Here is a 24,616-nt window from a genome sequence, read left to right as displayed (position 1 = left end):
TGAGAAATTAGTCACTGCGTGGTTCGTGGTGGCGATGTCGGCTCCGCGCCGATATCGCCGCGACAGAAACGGGGCTCCTCACCGAGCCCCGTTTTTGTTGGTGAAGCGTTTCTTCGCTTCGTAACTATTCATCGACGTTGAAATGAAGGGATCAATGGATCTGGATCAGATTGTCGCTGACGCGCGCGCAGCCTTCGAACAAGCCGCCGACGGCGTCACGCTCGAAAACGAGAAGGCGCGCTTCCTCGGCAAGGCTGGCGTGCTGACCGAAATGTTGAAAGGGCTCGGCAAGCTCGATCCCGACACGCGCAAGACCGAGGGGGCGCGGATCAACGTCGTCAAGCAGCAGGTCGAGGCGGCGCTGACGGCGCGCCGCGACGCGCTGGCCGAGGCGCTGCTGAACCAGCGCCTGGCCGCCGAGGCCATCGACGTCACGCTGCCGGGCCGCGGTCAGGGCGCGGGCAGCCTGCACCCCGTGATGCGCACGTGGGAGCGCGTCGAGCAGATCTTCGGCTCGATCGGCTTCGACGTGGCCGACGGTCCCGAGATCGAAACCGACTGGTACAACTTCACTGCGCTGAACAGCCCCGAGAACCATCCGGCGCGTTCGATGCAGGACACGTTCTATGTCGACGGCAACGACGCGAGTGGCCGTCAGCTGCTGCTGCGGACGCACACGAGCCCGATGCAGGTGCGCTATGCGCGCAGCAACCCGCCGCCCATCAAGGTGATCGTGCCGGGACGCACCTATCGCGTCGACAGCGATGCGACCCATTCGCCGATGTTCAATCAGGTCGAAGGCTTGTGGATCGACGAGAACATCAGCTTCGCGGACCTGAAAGGCGTCTACACCGATTTCCTCAAGAAGTTCTTCGAGCGCGACGACATCCTCGTGCGTTTCCGCCCGTCGTACTTCCCGTTCACCGAACCGTCGGCCGAAATCGACATGATGTTCGAAGAGGGCAAGAATGCCGGCAAGTGGCTCGAGATTTCGGGCTCGGGCCAGGTGCATCCGAACGTAATCCGCAACATGGGACTCGATCCCGAGCGCTACATCGGCTTCGCCTTCGGCAGCGGCCTCGAGCGCCTGACGATGCTGCGCTACGGCGTGCAGGATCTGCGGCTCTTCTTCGAGAACGACCTGCGCTTTCTGCGGCAATTCGCCTGACGACGCTCGCGCGGTGCGATGGCACCGCGAGCGGTGATCCGGTCTAGCGCCGCGCGAAACAGCGGCGGGCCGGACGTGGACCAACCCATTCGAACGTAGACACTCATGCAATTCCCTGAATCCTGGCTCCGAACGTTTGTCGATCCGCAACTGACGACGGAGCAACTCTCGCATGCGTTGACGATGGCGGGCCTCGAGGTCGAATCGTTGCGCCGGGCCGCGCCGCCGACGTCGAAGATCGTGGTCGGCCGCGTACTCGAGGTGGTCAAGCACCCGGATGCGGACAAGCTCAACGTGTGTCAGGTCGACGCCGGCACGGGCAGCGTGCTCCAGATCGTCTGCGGTGCGCCGAACGTCGCGGCTGGCATCAAGGTGCCCGTCGCGCTCGTGGGCGCGCAGCTGCCGCCCGTCGAGGAAGGTGGTACGCCGTTCGCGATCAAGCTGTCGAAGCTGCGCGGCGTCGAAAGCCAGGGCATGCTGTGCTCGGCGCGCGAGCTCAAGCTCTCGGAAGAGCACAGCGGTCTCTTGATCCTCGCCGACGACACGCCGATCGGCCAGGACATTCGCGAGACGCTCAATCTCGACGACACGATTTTCGAAATCAAGCTCACGCCGAACAAGGCCGACTGCCTGTCGGTGTTCGGTGTCGCGCGCGAGACGGCCGCCATTACGGGCGCGCCGCTCAAGCCGCTCGCGATCGAGCCCGTCGCCGTCACGCTGAACGAGACGCTGCCCGTCAAGGTTGCCGCGCCTGAGCTGTGCGGCCGCTTCTCGGGCCGTGTGATTCGCGGCGTGAACGCGCGCGCGCAGACGCCGCACTGGATGGTCGAACGGCTCGAACGCGCCGGCCAGCGCAGCATCTCGGCGCTCGTCGACATCTCGAACTATGTGATGCTCGAACTCGGGCGTCCTTCGCACGTGTTCGATCTCGACAAGATCCACGGTGGCCTCGAGGTGCGCTGGGGGCGTCGCGGCGAATCGCTCAAGCTGCTGAACGGCAATACGGTCGAGCTCGACGAAACGGTCGGCGTGATCGTCGACGATCACCAGGTCGAGAGCCTGGCCGGCATCATGGGTGGTGACAGCACGGCTGTGACGCTCGACACGACCAACATCTACCTCGAAGCGGCGTTCTGGTGGCCCGATAGCATTCGCGGCCGCGCGCGCAAGTACAACTTCTCGACCGATGCCGCGCATCGTTTCGAACGTGGCGTCGACTACGCGACGACCGTCGAGCACATCGAACGCATCACGCGCCTGATTCTCGACATCTGCGGCGGCCAGGCGGGTGCAGTCGACGATCACGTCGTCAACCTTCCCACGCGCGAGCCCGTGAAGATGCGCGTCGCGCGTGCACAGCGCATTATCGGCGTGGCGATCACGGCCGAGGAGATGGCGCAGATCTTCACGCGCCTCGGCTTGGTTCATGCGTTCGATGGCGAAGCGTTCTCGGTGACGCCGCCTTCGTATCGCTTCGACATCGAGATCGAAGAAGATCTGATCGAGGAAGTCGCACGCATTTACGGCTTCGAAAAGATTCCGGCCCGTCCGCCCGTTGCGTCGAACGCGATGCGTGCGACGAACGAGACGCGTCGCTCGATCCATACGATCCGCCATGCGCTGGCCGCGCGCGATTATGCGGAGACGATCAACTTCAGCTTCGTCGACGAGAGCTGGGAGCTCGACTTCGCGGGTAATGCGCATCCGGTACGCGTGGTCAATCCGATCGCGAGCCAGCTGTCCGTCATGCGCACGACGTTGTTCGGCAGCCTCATCGACGTGCTGCGTCGTAATCTGAATCGTCGTGCCGATCGTGTGCGCGTGTTCGAAGCGGGGCGCGTGTTCCTGCGCGATGCGTCGGTTGCGGCAAGCGAGCTGGTCGTCGAAGGCTATGCGCAGCCCAAGCGTATCGGTGCACTCGCATACGGGCCGGCCTGTGAAGAGCAGTGGGGCGTCGCCTCGCGCACGGTCGACTTCTTCGACGTGAAGGCCGATGTCGAGGCGTTGTTCGCGCCGCGCGTCGTGCGTTTCGTGAAGGCCGAGCATCCGGCACTGCACCCGGGGCGTAGCGCGCGCATCGAGGTCGATGGCCGTGAGGTGGGCTGGCTGGGCGAGCTGCATCCGCGCTGGATGCAGAAGTACGACTTGCCGCATGCGCCGATTCTGTTCGAAATCGACGCCGAGGCGTTGATCGAGCGTGCGCTGCCGACGCCGACGGAAGTGTCGAAATTCCCGCCGGTGCGACGCGACATCGCTGTGGTGGTCGATCAGAAGATCGAGGTTCAGGCGCTGCTCGACGAGATGCAGAAGGCGCTCGCGGAAGACGCTTGCCGATTCGTTCAGAGGGTTGCGCTGTTCGATGAATTTCGTGCAAAATCAAGTACTTCCGGTGGCCTGGCGGCGCACGAGAAGAGCCTTGCGTTCCGCGTGACCCTGCAAGATGCAGGCGGCACGCTGCAAGACGAGACGGTCGATCTGGCCGTCAAGGCCTTGGTGGATCGCCTGGCTCGAGTCTACGGCGCCCGGTTGCGCTGAGATAGCGCGAACTGCTTGAGAGGATGCCGGCGCATGGCGCCGGCATCGGTTAGCCGCCGTTTTTAGACATGAACGAAATGAACTCGAGTGATTTCGAAGCCCTTCTTGCGGCGCAGCGTGGCGCTATGATCCGCGAAATTCCGACACCGCCGTCTGTCGGCACTTCCGCCGAAACGCCGACGCTCACCAAAGCCGAGCTTGCCGAGTTGCTGTTCGACAATGTCGGGCTCAACAAGCGGGAGGCGAAGGACATGGTGGAGGCGTTCTTCGAGGTGATTCGCGATGCGCTCGAAGGCGGCGACAGCGTGAAGCTGTCGGGCTTCGGTAATTTTCAACTGCGCGACAAGCCGCAGCGGCCGGGACGCAACCCGAAGACGGGCGAAGCGATTCCGATCGCGGCGCGTCGTGTCGTGACGTTCCACGCAAGTCAAAAGCTGAAGGCGCTCGTCGAGAGCGGCGCCGAAGCGAGCTTCCCGCGCTGATTGTTGCGCGGCGCGCCCATGGGTGGGCCTTCACCACGACGGTTAACTGACGATGACCACGACGGTTGAGAAAGTAGTGTTGCCCCCGATTCCGGCGAAGCGCTACTTCACGATCGGTGAAGTCAGCGAGCTGTGCGGCGTCAAGCCGCATGTGCTGCGGTACTGGGAGCAGGAGTTCACGCAGTTGCGTCCGGTGAAGCGCCGCGGCAATCGCCGTTACTATCAGCACCACGAGGTGCTGTTGATTCGGCGGATTCGCGAGCTGCTGTACGAACAGGGCTTTACGATCAACGGCGCACGCAATCGTCTCGACGCGCGTGGTGGCGTGATCGAGGAAGTGGCTGTGCCGCAGAGCGCGAATGACGCGGTGGTCGAGGAGGCTGCGGATGTTGCTGGCGAGGTGGCCGCGCAGCAGGAAGCGGTCGATGTCGATCAGCTGCGCAAGGACTTGCTCGGGATCATCGATTTGCTGCGTCGATAGTCGTACGATAGTGGTTCTAATTAGTGAAAGTCTCTGTTATACTTTCACGCTTTCGGGGCGTAGCGCAGCCTGGTAGCGTACCTGCATGGGGTGCAGGTGGTCGGAGGTTCAAATCCTCTCGCCCCGACCAGATTAAAAAACCCGCACAGTGTCATGCTGTGCGGGTTTTTTCTTGTTCGCTTCGTCCGTCGATAGCGCGCTTTTCTCGATATGCATCGATGCATGTGCTCGGCCCCGGGATCTCTTGCAAGAGACCGTCGAGCATGGTTGCGACCGCTCCGGGCAAACCTGTTTTTGTTGATGCGAACATACGGTGGAAGTGTGCTGTAATGGACATCCTTCCAGCAGTCGCGATCGACCCAGTCATTCTGTATAGAGGTAAAAAATGAGAGACATACATCCAACGGCAATCGTGTCTGAAAAGGCCGTGATCGGTGAAAACGTTCGTATTGGTCCTTACGCTGTCATTGGCGAGGTCGAAATCGGTGACGGCACGATTATTCATCCACACGTTGTTGTCTCAGATGGCGTTCGACTCGGGCGCGGAGTAGAAATCTTCCCAGGCGCTTTCGTCGGCAAGGAGCCGAAGGGTGCCGGGGCAACCGCACGCCTGCCGCAGTTTGACCGGTTCGTCGATATCGGCGACGAATGCTCAATTGGGCCGCATGCGGTCGTCTTTTATGATGTGAAGATTGGTGCAAATACTTTGCTTGGAGATGGGGCATCGATTCGCGAGAAGTGCAGAATCGGTAGTCGCTGCATCGTCAGCCGGTACGTCACGATCAACTACGATACGACCGTCGGTGATCGCGTGAAGATCATGGACAATACGCACATCACCGGAAATGCCCGCCTCGAGGACGATGTTTTTGTGAGCACGATGGTTGGCACTGCGAATGACAACCAGATTCGAGCCGGATTCGGCGAACACATCACGGGCCCGATCATTGAACGTTCCGCGTTTATTGGGGCTGGCGCAACGCTGCTTCCCGGAACGCGAATCGGTGCCCATGCGATCGTTGCTTCGGGATCCGTCGTGACGAAGGATGTTGGGGAGGGCACGCTGGTTGCCGGCATTCCAGCCCGATTCGTTCGGAGCGCCAAGTCGGATGCTTAGGCTGGCGAGGAAAATATAGCATCGTTGCGGGTCCGGTCGATCGACATTGGACCTGCATCAGCGAGGGATAAGAAGCCACCACTTGGCCCGTGGGCACTTACACCCACAATCGATACACCCAAAACGATTCGTCCTCGATAAAGCGCCGGGCGAACTCACTTGGCGAAAACCCGGTGATGCGTTGGGTCGCACGGCGGAATCTTTCAGGCCGTTACGTTCCATGACAGCGGTGACGGTCCAGCACCGTCTGCGCAGGACGCCTGATAACGACGGCAACATTGCTTAATATTCGAGCAATTGCCGCGAGTAGCCCCCGTTGCTTAAATCCTTCCCTGTTGAGGCAGGGTAGGTATCGAGATGGGCGAGCAGGGCGGCAACGACGACGCGGCGATCGCGCAATGCATGGAGGACGCACTCGGTGAGCGGCCGCTACGGCTCGAGCGCCAGGCGTTCACTCACAGCGGCAACGCGGTGTATCGCGCGCGCATGGCCGGCGGTCGTTCGCTGGCGGTGCGCGCGAGCCCGGAGGCGGGAACCTTTTTGCATACCCGTTCGAATCTCGCCGTGCTGCGGGGCCTCGGACTGCCGGTGCAGGAAGTCCACGCGCAAGGCGTCACGCCCGCGGGCGGCGATTTCGTGGTGCTCGACTGGCTTCCCGGGCGCGATCTTTACTATGTTCTCGGCTCGCTCGATGCGAGGCAAACCGAACGGATTGCGGAAACTCTATGTGAGTTCCAGTGCCGGGTTGGGCAATGGCAGCCCGCCGCTGCGGAGGGCAGATTCGGCTGGGGTGCGATCGGCGCTCGCGCGCCCCATGCACGCTGGACTGAGGTCTTTGGCGAACTCGCGCCGACCGAACTTCTCGTCGCCACGCTCGCGCGCACGGATGCCACTCCGCTTGATCGCTTTCGCGCGCGCCTCGGCCTCGTGCGTGCCTCGCTCGAGGGATATTTCGATACGCTGCGACCGACCTGCTTTCTCGACGACCTGACAATCAAAAACGTACTGGTGGACGGCGGCGAGCTGAGTGGTCTGATCGACTTCGACACGGTATGTTACGGCGATCCGCTGCTCGTGTTGGGTGCGACGCTCGCGCACATCGACACTGAGGTGGGAGAGCGCGGCCGCCCTTATGCCGAGGCGCTGCTGCGCTGCTGGGCGCCCGAGGGCGAGTGCATTCGCGCGACGGCTTTTTACGCGTCTCTGTGGATCATCGGTTTTCTCTCGCTTGCCATCGGGCAGCGCAACGTCGAGCGCGTGCGCAGGCTGACGACAGTTCTCGAACGGATGCTGAGCGCGGCGGAAAGCGCGTGAAGCCTTCTTCGCTCACACCCACAGCCGATACACCCAAAACGATTCGTCTTCGATAAAGCGCTGGGCGAACTCGCTGGGCGAGAACCCGGAGATGCGTTTGACCGCGCGGCTCAAGTGCGCTTGGTCGGCAAAGCCTTCGTTATGAGCCAGCGTGGCCAAGTCGAAGGGCTGGCCAGCGTCGTACCGCTCCCGCGCCGCAAAGAACGCACTTTCCGTTTTGACGAGCGATTGCCACTCACGCAATGAGCGCCCGCTGTACGCCTTGATGCGGCGTTCGACTTGGCGCGGACTGTGTGTTCGCCGCCATTCGTGGGCCTGCCAAGCGAGGCGTCCGACCCAATGGCGCCCGGCCTGGCGCAGCGAGGACATCACCGAACGGTGGCCCTGTAGCGCGAGCCAACGCACCGAAAGATACCGCTCCAGCACGGCCAGCGCTTGCGCATCGCCATCGGTCTCGAGCAGTGCCTCCAGGAACGGCCGCCAAGCCTCGCCAAGCAGTTCGCGGGCATCGACAAAGCGGTCCTGGACCGCGGACAAATCAAGGTCGAACAATGCCTGCGCCGCATCCGCGGTGAAGCACACCATGCCCCCGTGCCCGGTGGTCGGCGCCCAGCTTATGGTGGGGCGGGACTGGCTGCCCGACAGCGTGACCGCCGTACCAAACGGCTGCCACGTGGGACCGTCGTCGGTCTGTTCCACGAGCCCCATATCGACTCCTTGGTACCAGGAAAGACACACGAGCGCTGAGGCGGGGAAATGCGATAAGCGCTGAGCGTCGCTCAACTCGAAGCCGCGCGTATCTCGACAGACGATGGCCACGATCGCGCCTTGCAACGCAGGCGGCGCCAGATATAGCCGTGTGTGAGGACTCTCGCCGTCGCGCAATGCGCGGGCCGCGCGCTCGGAGGGAGCGGGGCATGGTCGCAGTGTGGGGGGCAACTCGAGGGACATGACCGCGCAGTATAGGCAGGCATGGCACGCGTGTCGATGTCGTTTGCGTTCAAGACAGGGGGCGTCCATTGGCGAATCATCCGAGGTGCACGACATCGGATAACACGTAACTTCACTGTGACTCGTAGGTGCCCCATGAATTCGCCAACGTCCTCCGGCTGCCCATTCCATCAGGACGCGCCGTCCCCGACGGCCGCAATCCCTCTCAATCCCCCCGGCGTATGGCCTCCCGGACCACCTACTGGCCTCACCGGCTGGAGCTTGCTGAACAAAATGTCGCGCGATCTGCTTGGCACGCTGACTGCATGGCAACGGGAGTTTGGCGACGTGGTGCATCTGCGCTTCTGGCCTGAACATGAGATCGTCGTCACCGATCCCCAACTCGCGCGCGAGCTGCTGCTCACGCACCATGACGCGCTGATTCGTTGGGAGCGCGGCATACGCATTTTTTCTCAATTGCACGGGCACAGCGTGCTCACTGCCGAAGGCGACGCCTGGCGCAACAAGCGACACACCTTGCAATCGAGTTTTTCGCCGAAGGCCGTGCAAGCCTTCTTGCCGACCATGGCCGCCACCACTCAGCAGGCCCTTGCGCAGTGGCCAACGGACGACCCGCACTGGCCCATCGAAAGCGCACTCACGTCGCTGACCATGGAGGTGATCCTGCAGATGACGTTTTCGGGCGGAATCGGCGCGGATGCCCGCATCGCGGAAAACGCCGTCCGCGTCGTCAGCGCAGCGGCCAACGCCGAGTTCTACTGGCCCGCAAGCTTGCCCGATTGGGTGCCCTGGAAACGCGCCAAGCGGCAAGCGCTAGCAGATCTGAAGGGCTTGATTGAACGCTATCTGCAAACACGGCTCAAGGTGCCGCGTCACGCAAGGCCCGACGATCTGCTGACCCGGCTTCTAGCGCTGCACGAGAGCGATGCGTCGGCGTGGCCGCTGCAAGCCGTCCGTGACGAGTGCATGACGGCGTTCCTAGCCGGACATGAAACGACAGCAGCCACGTTGGTCTGGTGGGCATGGTGCATGGCATCGAACCCGGAAGCACAAGCCGTTGCACGGGCCGAAGTCGCGCAGATTCTGCAAGGCCAGGTGCCGACGCCAGACACGCTCCCATCGCTGAATTATCTGACCCAGACGATCAAAGAGACGCAGCGCCTCTATCCGACTGCGGCCGTACTTTTCAGTCGCCGAAGCACGAAGCCCATCACCCTGGGGGCATGGCAACTGCCGGCGCGAACCATGTTCCTGGTGCCAGTGCAACTCATGCATCACGACCCTCGATGGTTCCCGGAGCCAAGCGCCTTCCGCCCCGATCGCTTTGGCCCCGAGGCACCTGAGATTCCACGCGGGGCTTATTCGCCGTTCGGCATCGGTCCTCGAGTTTGCCTGGGGCAACACCTGGCCATGACGGAGATGACGGTTATCGCTGCGATGGTGCTGCAGCGCTTCAACCTGTCAGTGCCGGAAGGCATGACGGCCCCGCGGCCCGTCATGAACGTCATGCTGCGGCCAGATCAGCCGGTGCATTTGACCGTCACGTCGGCGGCCTCCGTGCCGGCTTGATCAAACTCGCTCCCCGGAATGCGGCACTTCGCGTGGGTCCGTTGCGTCCACTCGCTATAGTTACGCCAGCGCGAGTGCGATTTCGCGCCGAGTGCAGGAGAACCGCAGGAGGGGAGCATGAGCGATGCCACCGAGCCGAACCGCGTCGGCCAGTGTCCGTTCCATCAGGCTGTTGCCCAGGACGCGCCGCTGACGCCGACCGGCTGCCCGGTCAGTCCGCGCGCTAGCGCGTTCGATCCGTTCGAAGACGGCTATCAGCAGGACCCGCCCGAATACGTGCGCTGGGCGCGCGAGCAGGAGCCTGTCTTCTACAGCCCGAAGCTCGGTTATTGGGTCGTCACGCGTTATGACGATATCAAGGCTGTCTTCCGCGACAACCTCACGTTCAGTCCGTCGATCGCGCTCGAAAAGATCACGCCGACCGGCCCCGAGGCCAACGCGGTGCTCGCATCGTACGGCTACGCAATGAACCGCACGCTCGTGAACGAGGATGAGCCCGCGCATATGCCGCGTCGTCGCGCGTTGATGGAGCCGTTCACACCTGAGGCGCTCAAACAGCACGAACCGCTCGTGCGGCGGCTCGCGCGCGAGTATGTCGACCGCTTCATCGACGACGGCCATGCCGATCTCGTGGATCAGATGCTGTGGGAGGTGCCGCTGACGGTGGCGTTGCACTTTCTCGGCGTCCCCGAGGAAGACATGGACATGCTGCGCCAATATTCGATCGCGCACACGGTCAACACCTGGGGCCGGCCGCAGCCCCACGAGCAGGTGCAGGTCGCACGCGCGGTCGGCAAGTTCTGGCAATTCGCGGGCAAGGTGCTCGAGAAGATGCGCGAGGACCCGGGCAATCCGGGCTGGATGCAATACGGTATTCGCAAGCAGAAGGCGTTGCCCGAGGTCGTCACCGATTCGTATCTGCATTCGATGATGATGGCCGGCATCGTTGCCGCGCATGAGACGACGGCCAATGCGACGGCCAACGCCCTGAAGCTGCTGCTCGAGCATCCCGATGCATGGCGCGATCTGTGCGAAGACCCGAGCCTCATTCCGAACGCGGTCGAGGAGTGCTTGCGTCATAACGGGTCGATCGCGGCCTGGCGTCGACTTGCGACGAAGGACGTCACGATCGGCGGGGTCGACATTCCGGCTGGCGCGAAGCTGCTGATCGTCACGTCGTCGGCCAATCACGACGAACGGCGTTTCGACGATGCCGATTGCTTCGATATTCGCCGCGACAATGCGGGCGATCACCTCACGTTCGGTTATGGCGCCCATCAATGCATGGGCAAGAACCTCGCGCGCATGGAGATGCAGATCCTGCTCGACGAGTTCACCCGCCGCCTGCCGCACATGCGGCTGGCCAAGCAGCGCTTCACGTACGTCCCCAACACGTCGTTTCGTGGTCCCGAGCATTTATGCGTCGAATGGGACCCGATGCTCAATCCTGAGCGGGCCGATCGTGCGGCGCTGACTCCGCGTGCTGCCGTGCGCATCGGCGAGCCGTCGGCGCAAGCGGTCACACGTACCGTGACGATCGCATCCATCGATCAAGCTGCACACGACATCATCCGGATTCGCCTCGAAGCGCCGGACGGAAGGGCGCTGCCACGCTGGACGCCAGGCGCGCACATCGACGTCGAATGCGGCTCGGCGGGACTGTTGCGGCAGTATTCGCTGTGCGGCGATCCCATGGATGCGCGCGCGTTCGAGATCGCGGTCCTGCGCGAGCCGAACAGCCGCGGTGGTTCGGCATGGCTGCATGCGCATGCGAAGGTCGGGCTATCGTTACGTATCCGCGGCCCACGCAATCACTTTCGTTTCGACGAGCAGGCCCGCAAGGCGATCTTCGTCGCGGGCGGCATCGGCATCACGCCGATCAGTGCGATGGCGCACCGCGCAAAGGCGCTCGGCCTCGACTACGAACTCCACTACAGCGGTCGCTCGCGGGCGTCGATGGTCTTGCTCGACGAGCTGGTGCAGCAGCATGGCGCGCGACTGCATCTGTACGTATCGCAGGAAGGGACGCGCAACACGCTCGATGCGCTGCGCGTCGAACCGGGGACACCCGTCTATGCCTGCGGGCCAGCGCGGCTGCTCGATGCGCTGGAACTCGCGAGCGCCGCGTGGCCTGCTGATTCACTGCGGATCGAACGCTTCGCGTCGGTGCTCACGCCGCTCGATCACACGCATGATCAGGCGTTCGAAGTCGAGCTCGAGGATTCGGCGCTGCAGCTCACGGTGCCGGCGGGCCAGACATTGCTCGGCGTGCTGCGCAAGCACAACGTCGACGTGCCGAGCGGCTGCGAGGAAGGCTTATGCGGTTCATGTGAAGTGCACGTACTCGCCGGTGAGGTCGAGCATCGCGATGCCGTGCTGAGCAAGTCGGAACGTGAGTCGAACACTCGTATGATGGCCTGCTGTTCGCGCGCCAAGGGCGGCAAGCTCGTGCTCGAGCTATAGCGCTGCGCGCCGACCTGCTCGACGGCGGCACAGCGTAGCCGCGTGTCGAGGGGCGGAAGATCTGCACTGCGAACCGATCGAAGCGCGGCGACTGAGCCAAGGCAACGCGTTCAGATCAGCTCGAGCTTGGATGTCAGGTAGGTCAGCTCGATACGGTTGGCTGCGTTAAAGCGCTTGCGCAGCTTGCGCAGGTGATAGTCGACGTTGTGCTGGCTCGTGTCGAGGCGGCGGCCGATCTCCTTGTCCGAGGCACCTTCGGCAATGCCGACGAGCAGTTCGCGTTCGAACGGCGTCAGCCCGTTGGGCGAGCGCTCGCGCGCGGCCGCGAGCAGCTGCGAGGACGCGAACGTATGCACGGACATGCCGATCGACAGCGCCTGCTCGATCGTCGTCGAGGTCATCCAGTCGCGATTGCGCCGCGGTGCCGTGAAGCTCATGAACGCATGCATGCGCGTACCCGGGATCGCCATCGGGAACATGAGGCCGCTGCACATGCCGTCGTCGCGCATCATCGAGAGGAACCCCTCGAACGCTTCGTGGCCCTGGTCGATACTGACCAGGTCGGCGTCCTTCGTTTGCTCGCGAAGATGGTGCAGATCCCACACCATCGGCGCGTTCGCTCGGCGTGCGCCGAGGGTGCGCGGATCGATCTCGTGGTAGCGTTGGCGTACATAGTCGCCCCGGTACGTCGGCGGTATGAATGCTTCGTGCAGGAACAGACGGTCGACGCGCTCGCGCGTGAGCTCGAGTGCGACGTAGGCGAACGTCGAGAAGCCGATCAGATGCAGTAGCGCGCTGACGATGCGATGACGCTCGGCCGCATTGTGCGCACCGGCGAGCGCCGCAGCGATACCGAGGCGAGGGCCTTGCTGCTGCATCGCGATCGGCTGGCGTGGGTCGTTGCACCAAACGACTTCGGTGAGGCTGCTTCTGCCCGGCACGTTCGGCTGTTCGGAGTCGAGCACATGCGGGGCTGGAATGAATGCCGTGTCGTTCTCGCGCAATGCGGCGTGATGCATCGAAGAGCCTCCAGTCGAGATTTGCTTTTTGCTTCGCGATAAGCGGCAATGCGTGATTGCCGACATCTCATGCGTAACATCGCGTAATAATAAGCATAAAAAAACATGTCGGCAGCGAGACACGAATCCCTATGACACCCGATGACGGATTTCCAACAGTTGTGTGGTTTACGCAAACGGAAGCACTTGCGTATTTGCAACAGATCGATCCGGCTGCGGACCTCGAGCGCCATACCGCCGAACTGCTCGAGTGCCGCACACGGCTGCGCCAAGTGGGCTTCAGGACGCTCAACTACATCGCCTACGAAATGATTGGGCGCCGCATGTTGCGCGCGTATTCGTTGCGCGATTTGTCCAATGTCTCCTTTGCGCGCGCCTATTTGAAAGAAAAGCTCTATGAAACCGATCCCCGCTATATCGGAATGCGGCAAAACGGTTTGCCGTCGATATGGCAAGCCGACCAACTCAATGTGAAAGAAAGCGATATGAGCGATCCGCGCGTACGATTGCTTTCAGCGAGCTTGCGAGCACACGGTATGAATTGCGGCCTAATTATGAATTTGTCGGCATTTCATTCCGATTTGCGTGTCGCCGTGAGCATGACGTCGGAGGCGAGCCACACCGAATGGATCGACGATCGCGCGATCGGCGGCGCGCTGGCTGTGGCGCTGACCGTGCATCGGTTCATGCAGCCCTATATCGACGCGTGCGTGCGCCGCGCGCGCGCGATCACATTGACGGACGAGCAGGCCGCCGTACTCGGGCGGCTCGTCACGGGGCTGTCGGACCAGGAGATCGCCGATGCCACGTCGACTTCGCTGCATCGAGTCAGCTATCACGTCAAGATGTTGCAAAAGGTATTCAACGTCGAAAATCGCGCGCAGCTTGTCTACATGGCGGCGCGCCTGGCATGGAAGCATTAGGTCTGCAGACCAACCGTGCGCGACCGCCCGCCGACAAGGGAGCGGCCGCGCACGGGGAGGTCAGAAACGCACGGGCGGCATGATGCCGTAGTTGAGCAGTGCGTCGTCGAATTGCTGCGAGGCCTGCGCGATCGGCTCCTTCTGCCAGAGGCCGTCGCCGGCCTTCAACGCGCTCGCCATCGCATCGGCATCATGCGGGCTCAGCGTGTTGAGCCACGCGACCATTTCATCCTGCGAGGCGTTCGCGTTCTTGAAGTAGGCAGTCAGGAACGCGCCGGCGCTCGGCGGTGCGCCGTCGAACGACGTCGCGTGCTTGGCGAGCTGATCGGCGATCGGACCTTTGACGCCCATCGCCTTGAGCATCTGCGCATCGTTGCCATCGTGCTCGTGGGAGTGGTCGTAGGCGTCGGCGCTCGTGACGAGTATGGCCGCCACGGCGACGGCCGGGCCGCCGATCAGATCCCACGTATCGCCGGCCAGACCCAGCACGCGCGCGCCAGCCGGAAGTTCCGACGCGTCGATGCCGGGACCCGTCAGCAATGCCGCGTAGCCGGCCGCATTGAGCAAGTTGCCGACGCCCTGGATCGTCTTGCCGTCATGAAAGTTCTGCGCCGCCTCGGTCAAGCCGAGGATCGCCGAGGCGAAGTCCGACGTGTTCTGCATCGCCAGCTTCAGCGACACTTTCAGCGTGCCGCTCGCCTTGGCGGTCAGGTCGAGCCCGTCGAGCTGGTTGACGAGTGCCTTATAGCTCTTGGCCAGCGGTGTTTCACCTGACTTCGGGCGGATGAGGTCGAGTTTGCCGTTGGGGATGCCGGCCGCCAGCGCATACGAGATGCCGCCGAGATCCTGTCGGATGCCCGAAGCGCCGTTTTGCAATGCCGGGAGCAGGCCACCTTCGTTGATATTGCCGAGCGTATAGGCGGCGTTCTGAAAATACAGCACGGCGCCGACGCCCTTGTTCAAGCGTGACCATACCGATTGCGTGAGCTTGGCGCCGCCTGCGCTCAAGATGGCGTCGGAGCCGGAGGCCATGCCCGCGATCAGGCGCTTGCCGAGTTGCTCGTAGACCTTGCGCATCGAGCGTTGCAGCCACAGTGTGTTGGTCGGCTCGCCTTGGTTCGAGGGCTCGAGCAGCCCGAGCTTGCCGATGCCGTCGAACGCTTTGGTGATGCTCGGCGAGCCACTGACCGACCACTGGTACTGCCCAGGCTGCCACTTGGTCGGCACGTCGGTATCGAACCCTTCGACGCCTTTTAGTTCGCCGCCATAGGCCTGAATGGCCGACTGCGCGCCATCGACCGTCTCCTGCAAGGCAGGGATCGAGCCTGAATCGTCCTCGAGTTTCTTCGCGTCGTCAGAGTTCTCGGCCAGTAGCGTATCGATGAGCTGGCTCTGTTGTTCAGGCGTGCTGTCGCCGCCCCACGTCGCGAGCGGCTCGCCGATGAATGCGCCGTCCTTCTCGATCTTCTTCTTCAGCGAGCCGACCGAGCCGAGGACCGCATCGAGCCCCTGGCGCGCGCCGTCGAGCGCGCCGCTCGCATACATCGGGTTGCGGTAAAGCTTGGCTTGCGCGCCGACCGCGAATGCAAGCGCGACGTTGCCCTGGCGTGCGGCATCGGCGAACATCTGCTGCGTGAGCGGGGCGCTTTGAAACACGTCCAGCCCGTGCCCCGGCGGTGTGCCGTCGGCTTGCGCGACGATGTTCGTGGCGATCGCATCGACGGCCTGCTTGCCGAGACCATTGTGCCCGCCGTCGCTTTCGATCGCATGCTGGCATGCGGCGGAGAGCGGTTGCATGACGCGGGTCGGGTTGAGCTTGTCGTCGCCTTGCCATGCGGCCACGTCACCGAGCACTTGCTTGACGGTTTGCTGCACGCGCGGGTCGGCCATGATTTGCCCGACCTGAGCCATCGTGGCGGTCTGCGGGTCGGTTACCCGGCTCAAGGTATCCATCGCGGCGCCGGCCCCCTGCGTGTGATACGCGTCGACGACGGCCTGCACCGGACGATCGACGAGCACCGTGTGCTGCGCATCCGCAATGCCCGACTGCACGGCCTGCGCGAACTTCGGATCGCCGCCCGCATAGGTCAGATAGACGCTCGCGCGGGCGGTAATGTCGCCGAGCGCTGTCGAGCCTTCGTCCTTGCCGACGCCGGACGTGATCTGATCGGCCACGAGCGAGCGTACGTGCGCCCAGTCGCCCGAGCTCGCCGCCGCGTTGACGCGGCCGAGCATATCGCTCGTGCGGCCCTGGGTTTGCAGGGTCTGGTCGTAGCGCTTCACGGCGTCGTCGACAGCGTTCTGGAATGCCGTATCCTGCGGCGCACGTGCACGAATAGAGGCCGCGAGCGCGGTCGTATCGGGCACCGACTGCTGGGTGCCCGCGTAATCGAGTTCCTGATAGATCGTCGCCGTCAGCTCATCGCGCAGATCGTCCTTTGCGTCGCGCGTGGCATGTTCGAACTGCTGCAATTGCGAGCGCTGTGTTTCGAGGTATTGAAGGCGCGTGGGGTCGAGAATCGTGACGGGCTGACCAACCTGCAAATTCTTGGCCGCGTCGGGCGGATTCGCTGGGCGGCTGCCGAATGCCTGCGGGTCGAGCGTGGGCGTTGCCGCCAGGTTGGCATTGACGACGGGATCGGAGTCGGTCAGATCGGGCTGCGCGAACAGGTTATGTTCCTTGAACAACGAGTAGGGGCTTTGTCCCGGTGCGAGCGGATATTGCTTGAGACCGGCCTCGCCTTGACCCGGCGTGAAGAGTCCGACGGCGCTCTTGGCGTTTGCGTCGGCGTCGGGCGGTGTGGACGGTTGCGCGATCGGCTGCTGCGGCGGCGGTACTTCGGGCAGCGGCACGCCCGAATGCCACAACGTCGAGGCCGACGACGATTCGACCGTCAACTCGCCACTCGGTTGCAGCGTCAGGAAGGCATTGTCGTTGCCGTCCGTGTGCGAACTCCAAACGGCGTTCTTGCCGGTCACGCACATCGTATCGGGGTCGACCTTGTCGAGGACGAGGTTGCCGTCCTTTTGCATGACGGCGACCGTCGCCTCCGAGTTGTCGGTCTTGCTGTCCCATACGGCGACGTGCGTCGTGAGGTCGTACTCGACGAGGTTGCCGTCCTTTTGCATATCCAACTCGAAGCGGCCGTCGGATGAGCGGATGCACTGACCGGGCAGCAGTTTTTGCCCGGCAAAGAGGTGAATCGAGGCCGGGGGCGTCGAGATGGGCGGGGTGGTGTCGGCCGCGGGCAGTACACGGCCGTAGGTGTCGAGATGAACGGTCATGTTCGCTCAATGGGAGTTCATTGGGCGCACAGATTCGCATTCGACGATGACCTGTAAATGTCAGATTAAATGAATTAGTTCGAACACCTTACGAATATTCGTAGGATGCGGGCCGTAAAGTTTCATTGTGTGAGGATGACCTCGGTGAGGCCCGAGCCGCTGCCGCCGTTGACCGTGCAGATCGCGGCGAAAAAGTTGTTCTTGTAGAGGCAATCCTCACCATAGCCCGGGCCATTGACGCTGGAGGCCGAGCAGTGTCCCTGCGGCAGGTAATAGTGCTCGTTGGGCCCCACGCCGCCGCCGTCGTCCCACCAGAACACCGCGGCTGGCGAGACCGGCGAGTTACCCGACGTCACCGCGAGGGCCGACAGCTGCGCGCAGCTCGGCGCAGCGTATTGCGTGCCGCCGCCTTGCACCGGGAAGCAATTGCCACGTGCTTCTTGCGGTACAGGGCTCGAGTCCGACAAACCAGCGATGTACTGAGGCGACACACCCGTCTGCACGTACAGCAGGCAATTCGGCGTGGACGAGGTGGTGTTCGTCGGATATTGCGTCTCGCATTGATACGTAGTCGTCGTGGTCGGCAGGCGGACCGAGTGCGCCACGGCGAACGTGCGCGACCTGGCGGATGCATGGGACTCGGAGGAATCCGTCGACGTAATCGCCGTGCAGTTCGAGTAGCCCGAGGACGGATCGTTGATGCCGAGGTACGTTGCGAGGGTGTTGTACTTCGCGTCGCCTTCGATGGGTTCCGAAATCGTCGCGCCATTCGGATACAGAATGCTGGGCGGCAGCGTCGTGGTGACCGACGCGATCTCCGTGCGGTCCGACCAAATCACCGAAGTCACGGTGACTTGGTAGTGATAGTTGCTGAACTGGCTCGGCGGCTGCTTGTTGAGCAGCAGCGACGAATAGAAGGCCTGCGAGCCGCCGTTCGGCGCACCATACGAGTTCGCGCCCGTGACGGGGGCGCCGCACCCGCTGAGGTTGCCGTTCGTGTCGTTGCGCATCATGATGCCGAGCGGCTGATTCACGCCGAAAGAGGGCAATTGCTGCCCCGCAGGCAACTGGCCGTTCGCCGTGCCCGGCAGATAGCTCGTGCCGATCTCGTAGTAGTTGCCCTGGACGCCGTTCGAGGCGACCGAGAACGACGGCACCTTCGAGAAATCGTATCCCACGCCGCTATCGTTGGGCGGCACTTCGTACAGGTAGGCGGTGTTGCCGTCGCAGGCGATCGAATTGACGTTCGTGAACGCGAGCTGGGGCGTGACGATCGGGTTGCCGGCCGTGGCCGTGACATGCAAGGCCGCGGAGGGCATCACGAGCGACATCAGCGTCGTGGCGACCGTCGCTGTTGCTGCGACGGTGACCGTATGGGCCGGCGCCGTGCCGAGTGCCGGATTGATCGTGCCGTTCGCGTTCGCGGTGACCTTCGGTGCGGAAACAGACAGGCTCGGTGGCAGGAGTGCGTTGCGGAAGTATTCCGTAGCCACGCCCACGGCGGCAGGACCGTGGCTTGGATCGGAGAAGACGGCCGCGCCCGCGAGCGCGGCTTCGTCGGCCGCGGATTGCAGCGCGCTGCGGTATTCGACGAAACGCGCAAAGTCGATCGCACAGCCGACCACGAGCAAAAGCGGAATCAGCAGCAGCGCGAACGTGAGGCTGGTCGCGCCTCGCTCGCGAGTGCGAGGCGAGCGAACGACAGCGCGACGCAGCGAGCCGGCATGGGCAGGTGAACGGGTGGGCGCAACGAGCAGGACGGACATGCGGACCTCAGGAGCAGGGCGCCGTGCACGTGATGGGCTGATCGCCGCGCGGGCGCGCGAACGCGGTCTGCTTCAGCACGAGAGGGAGCGGCAGCACGTACTGGATCGCCGAAAGATATCGATAGGAAGCCTGAACGACGATGATGCTATCGCCAGGGCTTCCCGCGTTGGGCAGAAGATTGGTGGGCGAGGTGGCCAGCGAGGTCGCGCTAGCGCCGAGGCGCGTTGCCGAGGCCTTGCACGACCCATCGCTTTCCCAGTCGATCGTCACGCCGCCCGCCGTGTAGTGCGTCAAGCTCGCAATGGCGACCGAGAACGTGCCGGGGCCGCTCGTCGCTTCGGCCGGAAACGGCGCCATCATCATCCGGGCCGCCTTGCAGAAGTTGCCGAGGGACCCGGCTGGCCCGCTCGTGACGCCGGCGCTTTGCTGCGCGACCATATCGGCGATCGAGGTTGCCGTGTTCGCGAGCTGCATGTTGGCGCGCACGACCTGCACGACTTCATAGATGCCGAACAACAGCGTGAACATGATCGGTAGCACGACCGCGAACTCCATGGCGGCCGTGCCGCGCGTGTCGCGGCAGAGCCCTCGTAGCCGCTGGGGCAATCGTAGGCGTATCGGCATCAGTAAGGCTCCGTCTGGAATACGAGGGTCGAGACGAGCATCGCGTTGGCCGAGGTCGTGAACAGTGCCCACGGAAAGGCGTAGCCGATCTGGAGGACGACGTCGTCTCTGGGGCCGAGCGCCGCCTTCGTTTGCGTCATCGTGGTGCCGTTCACCGTGGCCGGCGCCAACGTCAGAAAGCCGCTGCCTGCGGGGGCACCCGAGTTCGCCGCGGCGACGTAGATCTGGATCGTCCGTGCACACGACGGCACGAAGCTGTGGCCGCCGACGGTCAGGTCGTCACAGACGAGCGCGGTCAGCCTGGGACCGTAGTTGCCCGGGCCACCCGTCATTGTGCCGATGCGCGCGAGGCGTGCAGCGTGGTGTGCGGCGTTGTCGAGCAGCGCTTGCGTGATGAACGCGGCGCTGAACTGGAAGACTGCGAAGACGGCTACGAGAAACAGCGGCAGCACGAGCGCGTATTCGAGCGCGACCGCACCGCGCTGAGTAGCTGCACGGCGGTGCAATGGCAGGCGAGGGGGAGAGGCGTGCATGGTCGTGTTCAATGCATGCCGGTGAGCGGGGTCTGGCCGTGCAGCTCCCATTGCTCCGGTGCGGGCGCGGCGGCGGTCTGCTGGGGCGGCTGCAACGCGGGCGCGGGATGCGTTTTCGGCGGGTCGTATTGCGCGAGGCGCTCGGGCATCGCAGCACGCCGACGCGGGGCGGCGGGGGCGAGTGTCGAGGCGGCCGCTTGCAATGCCGGCACGGTGTGCACAGCGGGCGCCGCCCGCTCGAGGGCGATCTGCTGCACGCCGATATGCCTCGGCGCGGACAGCGTCGCGACGGGCATGGCGCCCGAGCCCGGTTGCAGGCGCGCGCGCACGACCTTGTAGAAGGTCAGGTTGTCGTCGGTCGATCCGCGCGGCAAATCGCGCATGAGGATCTGGTCGGCCGCGCCGTCGTTGCCGAGCAGGCCATAGGCCAGCGCGAGATCCTGGCGTGCCTGCACGGGGGCACTGGCATCGCCCGTCACGCTGAGCAGCAGATTCGCCCCCCTGCGCAGCTCGCCGTCGAGCACGAGCGCCAGGCCCAGATCGACGGTCAACATCGTGTCGCTCGGATGTTGACGCAGTGCTTCGCTGAAGATGGTCTGTGCGCGATGCGTATCGCCCTTGATCGCATAGGCGGTGCCGAGGCCCGCGCTGGCGAGTGCATTCAACGGCTCGTGCTCGAGCACCTGCTCGTAGCGCGAGATGGCTTCGTCGAGGCGGCGCTGGCGCACGGACAAGCGGGCCAAGCCGAGCAGCGGCGTCACGCGCTGCGGCGCGAGCGATGCGGCCTGTTCGTAGTAATGCCTGGCGCGTTCGAGATCGCCCGTCAGCGACAGCGCGGTGGCGAGGCCGTCGAGCGCGTCGACGTCGCGCGGGTTCTTGTCGAGCGCCTTCTCGAACAGCGACGTGGCCAGCGCCAAGTCGCCGCTTTGCAGCGCGCTCTTCGCGAGCGACAAGTCGTTCAATGCGCCGACGCTGCTGGTTGTCGCGCGAATTGCCGGTGCGTGCGTGAAGGCTTGTGGCGCCTGGGGTGTTTGCGCGCAGGCGCCGAGCAGTGTGGCGCAGGCGAGCGCGGCCAGCCTGGCGCGCAAGGGGGGGCGGAGAGGAAACGCAGCGGAAGCGGTCATTTGAACACCGTCATTAGGCGAAGCACGGCCGGGCCGGCCGCAATGAGAATGACTGTCGGCAGAATGAAGAACATCATCGGCAGCGTGATCTTGATCGACAGCCGCGCCGCGCGTTCTTCGAGCAAGTGCATGTGCTCGTTGCGCTCGGCGCGTGCGAGCACTTGCAAGGCCTGCGTAACGGGCGTGCCGTAGCGTTGCGACTGGCTCAGCGTGGTCGTGAGCGTGCGCAGCGAGGGCACGTCGACACGTTCGGCGAGATTGCGCAACACCGCCACGCTGTCGCCGTCGAGACGCAGCTCCTGTGCCGTCGTTTCGAGCTCGAACGCGAGCGCGGGGGCGATGTCGCGCATTTCCTCGGCGATTCGAACGATGCTGGCGGCGAGGCTGTGTCCTGCGTTCGTGCAGATGACGAGCAGATCGAGCGCATCGGGCAGCGCTGCGGCGATCTGTTTCTGACGCCGCCGCGCATGCGCTTGCAGGGCGAACTCGGGCAGCATCATGCCGATCATGAAGAAGGCACCGGCCGAGCAGAGGCGCATGACGAACCAGCGTTCGACGAACGGCACGTGCCCGCCGGCGACGAACGCGACGGCTGCGGCGAGCAGGCCGACGACGACCTTCACGCCGATCAGGACCGACACTGCCCGTGCGTCGCGAAAGCCGGCGCGCGTCAAGCGCCGCGCGAGGTCGCTGCGATGCGGGCCTTCGAAGATCGGCAGGAGTTCGCCGAGCACGGCAAGGCGTGTCACCACGCGTTTGGCGAACGGCTGCGGCGTCGCCAGCTCGGGCTGCGCGATGCGCGCCTCGTCGGCCAACGCGCGGGCGCGGCGCGCGATGCGTGCGGCAGGGCGTTGGCCGCGCGCGAATGCCCACGCCGCGAATGCCAACACGGCCATCGTGAGCACGGCGTCGAGCAGGGTCAGCGTCATCTCGGTGTGTCCAGTTGCGCGATGCGTTGAATGACGACGAGGCCCGTCGTGAGCAGCGAGGCCGCGGCGATCAGGATCAGATGGCCCGCCGATGAATCGAGCAGAACGCCCACGTAGTCTCGGTCGATCAAGTAAAGCGCGCCGAAGATGACCAGCGGCACGCACGCGATGATGCGGCTCGCGAGCCGGCTCTCGGCTGTCAGCGCGCGCGTCTTCTGCCGCACTTCCTTGCGCGCGCGAATGATGTCGGACAAGCCCTCGAGCGTTTCGCCGAGCGGGCCGCCCGTCTCGCGCTGGAGCAGCAGCGCCACGCAGAAGAACGAAAACTCGGGGATGCGCAGGCGCTGCATCGCGCTCGTGAGCACGGTTTCGAGCTCGATGCCCAGTTGCAGGGCGTCGGCGATCAGGCGGAATTCGCCGGCGACGGGCTGCGCGCATTCGTCGGCGACGATCTCGAGTGCGCGCATGACGGGCACGCCCGTGCGAACCGCACGCACCATGAGGTCGAGGGCATCGGGAAACGCATTCAGCATGCGCATGCGCAAGCGCCCGGCCATCATGCGGAATGTCGCCACGAGCGAGGCGAGCGGCAGGGCGACGAACAGCAGGGCGGCGACCCAGGACGGCACCACGTCGATACAGCCGACGAACAGCGCAGCCATCGCCATGACGACGGCAAGCGCGATGGCGGCCTGCACGCCGCGCTTACCGCCCACGACTTCGAAGCGCGTGATCCGTTCGTCGAGCCGGCCCCACAGACGCACCGTGCGCCTGCGCTCGCGAAACAGCGCGGCGCCTTCCGCCGAAGGCGCTGGTTCGAGCGAAGCCGCGCCCGCCTCGAGCGTGGCGAGTCGCGCGCGCATCAGCGCGGCGGGTCGCGTGCGTCGCCATTGCGCGATGGTCTCGATCAAGAACCCGCCGATCAGCACGGTCATGAAGATGGCGACGCCGAACACGTTGGCGCGGGTCATGCGTGGATCGCCTTCAAGAGACTGTCTTCGAGCCCGAAGTGCGAGGCGCGCGTCGCGAACTCGGGGCGCAGCGACGAGCATTCGAAACGACCGCGGACGTCCTCGTGCGTGATGCCGTCGTCGTAGCGGAACGTGAACAAGTCTTGTGTGAGGATCACGTCGCCTTCGAGGCCGACGATCTCGGTGATGTGCGTGACGCGCCGTACGCCGTCACGCATGCGCTCGGTCTGCACGATCAGCTGCACGGCGCTGGCGATCTGGCGGCGGATCGAAATCAGCGGCAGGTTGCCGTTGGCCATGATGACCATGCTCTCGAGCCGTGTGATCGCATCGCGCGGCGTGTTCGCGTGGATCGTCGTCATCGAGCCGTCGTGGCCCGTGTTCATCGCCTGTAGCACGTCGAACGCTTCGGAGCCGCGCGTCTCGCCGAGGATGATGCGATCGGGACGCATCCGCAACGCGTTGCGGACGAGGTCGCGCTGCGAGACGGCGCCCGCGCCTTCCGCGTTTTCCGGGCGCGTTTCGAGGCTCACCACGTGCGGCTGCTGTAGTTGCAGCTCGGCGGCATCTTCGATCGTGACGATGCGCTCACGCGCTTCGATGAAGTGCGACATCGCATTGAGCAGCGTCGTCTTGCCCGAGCCGGTGCCGCCCGATATGACGATGTTGAGCCGGCATGCGGCACCGATCTCGAGCGTGCGCGCCATCTGCCGCGACAGACTGCCGTTCGCGACCATGCGCGCGAGCGTGATGTCGCGCTTGGCGAACTTACGGATCGCGATGCAGGCACCCTTGAGCGCGAGCGGTGGCAGCACGACGTTGACGCGGCTGCCGTCGGGCAGGCGCGCATCGACCATCGGACTGCTCTCGTCGACACGGCGACCGACCGAAGCGGCGATGCGCTGGGCGACGTTGATGACGTGCGCGTTGTCGCGGAACTTCAACGGCGTCAACTCGAGCTTGCCATGCCGTTCGACGTAGACCTGATCGGCACCGTTCACGAGGATGTCGGTGACGGTATCGTCCGCGAGCAGCGGCTCGATGGGCCCCACGCCGAACATGTCGTTGAGCATCTCGTCGATGATTTGCGACTGCTCGATCATCGTCATCTTGAGCCGTTCGGCTTCGATGATGCTGGCCACGATGCGGGCGATTTCGAGCTGCGCCTGTTCGCGCGTCTGCATGACGGCGGCCGATACGTTCATCGACGACAGCACGCGCGAACGAATGAGCCGGTAGCCGTCGGAGCGGATCAGCGTCTCGGTGCGTGCGGCCTTCGGCGCAGCGGGCGAGGACGGTAGCGCCGGTTCAGGCGGCATGCGGCTCACGGAGTCGGGTAATTCGACGCTCGTCGGCAGCGC

The 24,616-nt window shown here is 64.2% G+C and carries 19 protein-coding genes, 1 tRNA gene and 1 pseudogene; 10 read left to right on the top strand and 11 right to left on the bottom strand.

Annotated elements, in window-relative coordinates; all coding sequences use genetic code 11:
• The first annotated feature begins 154 nt into the window (after positions 1-154).
• From pheS to D7S89_RS05865, 6 genes are all read left to right on the top strand, one after another.
• Positions 155-1,168, top strand: a complete 1,014-nt coding sequence (gene pheS, locus D7S89_RS05890; RefSeq protein ID WP_121276578.1) for a phenylalanine--tRNA ligase subunit alpha — start codon at positions 155-157, stop codon at positions 1,166-1,168.
• A gap of 105 nt (positions 1,169-1,273) precedes the next feature.
• On the top strand, positions 1,274-3,703 hold the full coding sequence (gene pheT, locus D7S89_RS05885) for a phenylalanine--tRNA ligase subunit beta (RefSeq protein ID WP_121276577.1): 2,430 nt from the start codon (positions 1,274-1,276) through the stop codon (positions 3,701-3,703).
• Between the two features lie 68 nt (positions 3,704-3,771).
• Positions 3,772-4,185, top strand: coding sequence for an integration host factor subunit alpha (locus tag D7S89_RS05880; RefSeq protein ID WP_121276575.1), 414 nt, complete (start codon positions 3,772-3,774; stop codon positions 4,183-4,185).
• A 52-nt stretch (positions 4,186-4,237) separates the two neighbouring features.
• Complete coding sequence (locus D7S89_RS05875) at positions 4,238-4,666, top strand: MerR family transcriptional regulator (RefSeq protein WP_121276573.1); 429 nt, start codon at positions 4,238-4,240, stop codon at positions 4,664-4,666.
• A 53-nt stretch (positions 4,667-4,719) separates the two neighbouring features.
• A tRNA-Pro gene (locus tag D7S89_RS05870) sits at positions 4,720-4,796 on the top strand.
• A gap of 255 nt (positions 4,797-5,051) precedes the next feature.
• Positions 5,052-5,783, top strand: a complete 732-nt coding sequence (locus tag D7S89_RS05865) for a DapH/DapD/GlmU-related protein (RefSeq protein ID WP_121276571.1) — start codon at positions 5,052-5,054, stop codon at positions 5,781-5,783.
• Positions 5,784-5,880: 97 nt separating this feature from the next.
• On the opposite strand, the pseudogene D7S89_RS28255 reads toward D7S89_RS05865, so the two are convergent.
• Positions 5,881-5,976: pseudogene (locus D7S89_RS28255) on the bottom strand (AraC family transcriptional regulator); the annotation flags it as partial.
• A 164-nt stretch (positions 5,977-6,140) separates the two neighbouring features.
• Between D7S89_RS28255 and D7S89_RS05855 the strand changes: the two are divergent.
• Positions 6,141-7,097, top strand: a complete 957-nt coding sequence (locus D7S89_RS05855; RefSeq protein WP_121276570.1) for a phosphotransferase family protein — start codon at positions 6,141-6,143, stop codon at positions 7,095-7,097.
• Positions 7,098-7,109: 12 nt separating this feature from the next.
• On the opposite strand, the gene D7S89_RS05850 is transcribed toward D7S89_RS05855, so the two are convergent.
• The gene (locus D7S89_RS05850) at positions 7,110-7,805 is read right to left on the bottom strand and encodes a helix-turn-helix transcriptional regulator (RefSeq protein WP_245982720.1); all 696 of its coding nucleotides are present in this window, start codon (positions 7,803-7,805) and stop codon (positions 7,110-7,112) included.
• A gap of 378 nt (positions 7,806-8,183) precedes the next feature.
• Between D7S89_RS05850 and D7S89_RS05845 the strand changes: the two genes are divergently transcribed.
• Positions 8,184-9,617, top strand: a complete 1,434-nt coding sequence (locus tag D7S89_RS05845; RefSeq protein WP_121276566.1) for a cytochrome P450 — start codon at positions 8,184-8,186, stop codon at positions 9,615-9,617.
• A gap of 117 nt (positions 9,618-9,734) precedes the next feature.
• On the top strand, positions 9,735-12,080 hold the full coding sequence (locus D7S89_RS05840) for a cytochrome P450/oxidoreductase (protein ID WP_121276564.1): 2,346 nt from the start codon (positions 9,735-9,737) through the stop codon (positions 12,078-12,080).
• A gap of 110 nt (positions 12,081-12,190) precedes the next feature.
• Here the strand turns inward: D7S89_RS05840 and D7S89_RS05835 are convergent, their stop codons facing one another.
• Positions 12,191-13,099: a helix-turn-helix transcriptional regulator gene (locus tag D7S89_RS05835; protein ID WP_121276562.1), complete on the bottom strand. Its 909-nt coding sequence runs from the start codon at positions 13,097-13,099 to the stop codon at positions 12,191-12,193.
• Between the two features lie 131 nt (positions 13,100-13,230).
• Here D7S89_RS05835 and D7S89_RS05830 point away from each other — a divergent pair, with 131 nt between their 5' ends.
• Positions 13,231-14,022, top strand: a complete 792-nt coding sequence (locus D7S89_RS05830; RefSeq protein ID WP_121276561.1) for a helix-turn-helix transcriptional regulator — start codon at positions 13,231-13,233, stop codon at positions 14,020-14,022.
• A 60-nt stretch (positions 14,023-14,082) separates the two neighbouring features.
• Here the strand turns inward: D7S89_RS05830 and D7S89_RS05825 are convergent, their stop codons facing one another.
• From D7S89_RS05825 to D7S89_RS05790, 8 genes are all read right to left on the bottom strand, one after another.
• The gene (locus D7S89_RS05825; RefSeq protein WP_121276560.1) at positions 14,083-17,307 is read right to left on the bottom strand and encodes a hypothetical protein; all 3,225 of its coding nucleotides are present in this window, start codon (positions 17,305-17,307) and stop codon (positions 14,083-14,085) included.
• Positions 17,308-17,429: 122 nt separating this feature from the next.
• Entirely contained in the window at positions 17,430-19,073 is a 1,644-nt protein-coding gene (locus D7S89_RS05820; RefSeq protein ID WP_121276558.1) for a pilus assembly protein TadG-related protein, read from the bottom strand.
• A 7-nt stretch (positions 19,074-19,080) separates the two neighbouring features.
• Positions 19,081-19,698 carry a TadE/TadG family type IV pilus assembly protein gene (locus D7S89_RS05815; protein WP_121276556.1) on the bottom strand — a complete coding sequence of 206 codons (618 nt, stop codon included), beginning with the start codon at positions 19,696-19,698 and terminating at the stop codon, positions 19,081-19,083.
• Positions 19,698-20,231, bottom strand: a complete 534-nt coding sequence (locus D7S89_RS05810; RefSeq protein WP_183085110.1) for a TadE/TadG family type IV pilus assembly protein — start codon at positions 20,229-20,231, stop codon at positions 19,698-19,700. The genes D7S89_RS05815 and D7S89_RS05810 overlap by 1 nt, the downstream gene beginning before the upstream one ends.
• An 8-nt stretch (positions 20,232-20,239) precedes the next feature.
• The gene (locus D7S89_RS05805) at positions 20,240-21,355 is read right to left on the bottom strand and encodes a tetratricopeptide repeat protein (protein WP_121276552.1); all 1,116 of its coding nucleotides are present in this window, start codon (positions 21,353-21,355) and stop codon (positions 20,240-20,242) included.
• The gene (locus D7S89_RS05800) at positions 21,352-22,284 is read right to left on the bottom strand and encodes a type II secretion system F family protein (RefSeq protein ID WP_121276550.1); all 933 of its coding nucleotides are present in this window, start codon (positions 22,282-22,284) and stop codon (positions 21,352-21,354) included. Before D7S89_RS05800 ends, D7S89_RS05805 begins: the two co-directional genes overlap by 4 nt.
• A complete protein-coding gene (locus D7S89_RS05795; RefSeq protein WP_183085109.1) occupies positions 22,281-23,255 on the bottom strand; it encodes a type II secretion system F family protein in 975 nt (324 codons plus the stop codon). Before D7S89_RS05795 ends, D7S89_RS05800 begins: the two co-directional genes overlap by 4 nt.
• Positions 23,252-24,574 (bottom strand): TadA family conjugal transfer-associated ATPase, encoded by a 1,323-nt coding sequence (locus D7S89_RS05790; RefSeq protein WP_245982768.1) that lies wholly within the window; start codon positions 24,572-24,574, stop codon positions 23,252-23,254. The genes D7S89_RS05795 and D7S89_RS05790 overlap by 4 nt, the downstream gene beginning before the upstream one ends.
• Positions 24,575-24,616: the final 42 nt, after the last annotated feature.

It is taken from the genome of Trinickia fusca (assembly GCF_003628145.1).
In the GTDB taxonomy this organism is placed as follows: Bacteria; Pseudomonadota; Gammaproteobacteria; order Burkholderiales; family Burkholderiaceae; genus Trinickia; species Trinickia fusca.
This window is presented reverse-complemented; position numbering and strand designations above follow the sequence as displayed.

Bases quoted from the DNA above. Each gene is read 5' to 3' on its own strand.
- pheS (WP_121276578.1), top strand. From the start codon at position 155: ATGGATCTGGATCAGATTGTCGCTGACGCGCGCGCAGCCTTCGAACAA.
- pheT (WP_121276577.1), top strand. From the start codon at position 1,274: ATGCAATTCCCTGAATCCTGGCTCCGAACGTTTGTCGATCCGCAACTG.
- D7S89_RS05880 (WP_121276575.1), top strand. From the start codon at position 3,772: ATGAACGAAATGAACTCGAGTGATTTCGAAGCCCTTCTTGCGGCGCAG.
- D7S89_RS05875 (WP_121276573.1), top strand. From the start codon at position 4,238: ATGACCACGACGGTTGAGAAAGTAGTGTTGCCCCCGATTCCGGCGAAG.
- D7S89_RS05865 (WP_121276571.1), top strand. From the start codon at position 5,052: ATGAGAGACATACATCCAACGGCAATCGTGTCTGAAAAGGCCGTGATC.
- D7S89_RS05855 (WP_121276570.1), top strand. From the start codon at position 6,141: ATGGGCGAGCAGGGCGGCAACGACGACGCGGCGATCGCGCAATGCATG.
- D7S89_RS05850 (WP_245982720.1), bottom strand. From the start codon at position 7,805: ATGGGGCTCGTGGAACAGACCGACGACGGTCCCACGTGGCAGCCGTTT.
- D7S89_RS05845 (WP_121276566.1), top strand. From the start codon at position 8,184: ATGAATTCGCCAACGTCCTCCGGCTGCCCATTCCATCAGGACGCGCCG.
- D7S89_RS05840 (WP_121276564.1), top strand. From the start codon at position 9,735: ATGAGCGATGCCACCGAGCCGAACCGCGTCGGCCAGTGTCCGTTCCAT.
- D7S89_RS05835 (WP_121276562.1), bottom strand. From the start codon at position 13,099: ATGCATCACGCCGCATTGCGCGAGAACGACACGGCATTCATTCCAGCC.
- D7S89_RS05830 (WP_121276561.1), top strand. From the start codon at position 13,231: ATGACACCCGATGACGGATTTCCAACAGTTGTGTGGTTTACGCAAACG.
- D7S89_RS05825 (WP_121276560.1), bottom strand. From the start codon at position 17,307: ATGACCGTTCATCTCGACACCTACGGCCGTGTACTGCCCGCGGCCGAC.
- D7S89_RS05820 (WP_121276558.1), bottom strand. From the start codon at position 19,073: ATGTCCGTCCTGCTCGTTGCGCCCACCCGTTCACCTGCCCATGCCGGC.
- D7S89_RS05815 (WP_121276556.1), bottom strand. From the start codon at position 19,698: ATGCCGATACGCCTACGATTGCCCCAGCGGCTACGAGGGCTCTGCCGC.
- D7S89_RS05810 (WP_183085110.1), bottom strand. From the start codon at position 20,231: ATGCACGCCTCTCCCCCTCGCCTGCCATTGCACCGCCGTGCAGCTACT.
- D7S89_RS05805 (WP_121276552.1), bottom strand. From the start codon at position 21,355: ATGACCGCTTCCGCTGCGTTTCCTCTCCGCCCCCCCTTGCGCGCCAGG.
- D7S89_RS05800 (WP_121276550.1), bottom strand. From the start codon at position 22,284: ATGACGCTGACCCTGCTCGACGCCGTGCTCACGATGGCCGTGTTGGCA.
- D7S89_RS05795 (WP_183085109.1), bottom strand. From the start codon at position 23,255: ATGACCCGCGCCAACGTGTTCGGCGTCGCCATCTTCATGACCGTGCTG.
- D7S89_RS05790 (WP_245982768.1), bottom strand. From the start codon at position 24,574: ATGCCGCCTGAACCGGCGCTACCGTCCTCGCCCGCTGCGCCGAAGGCC.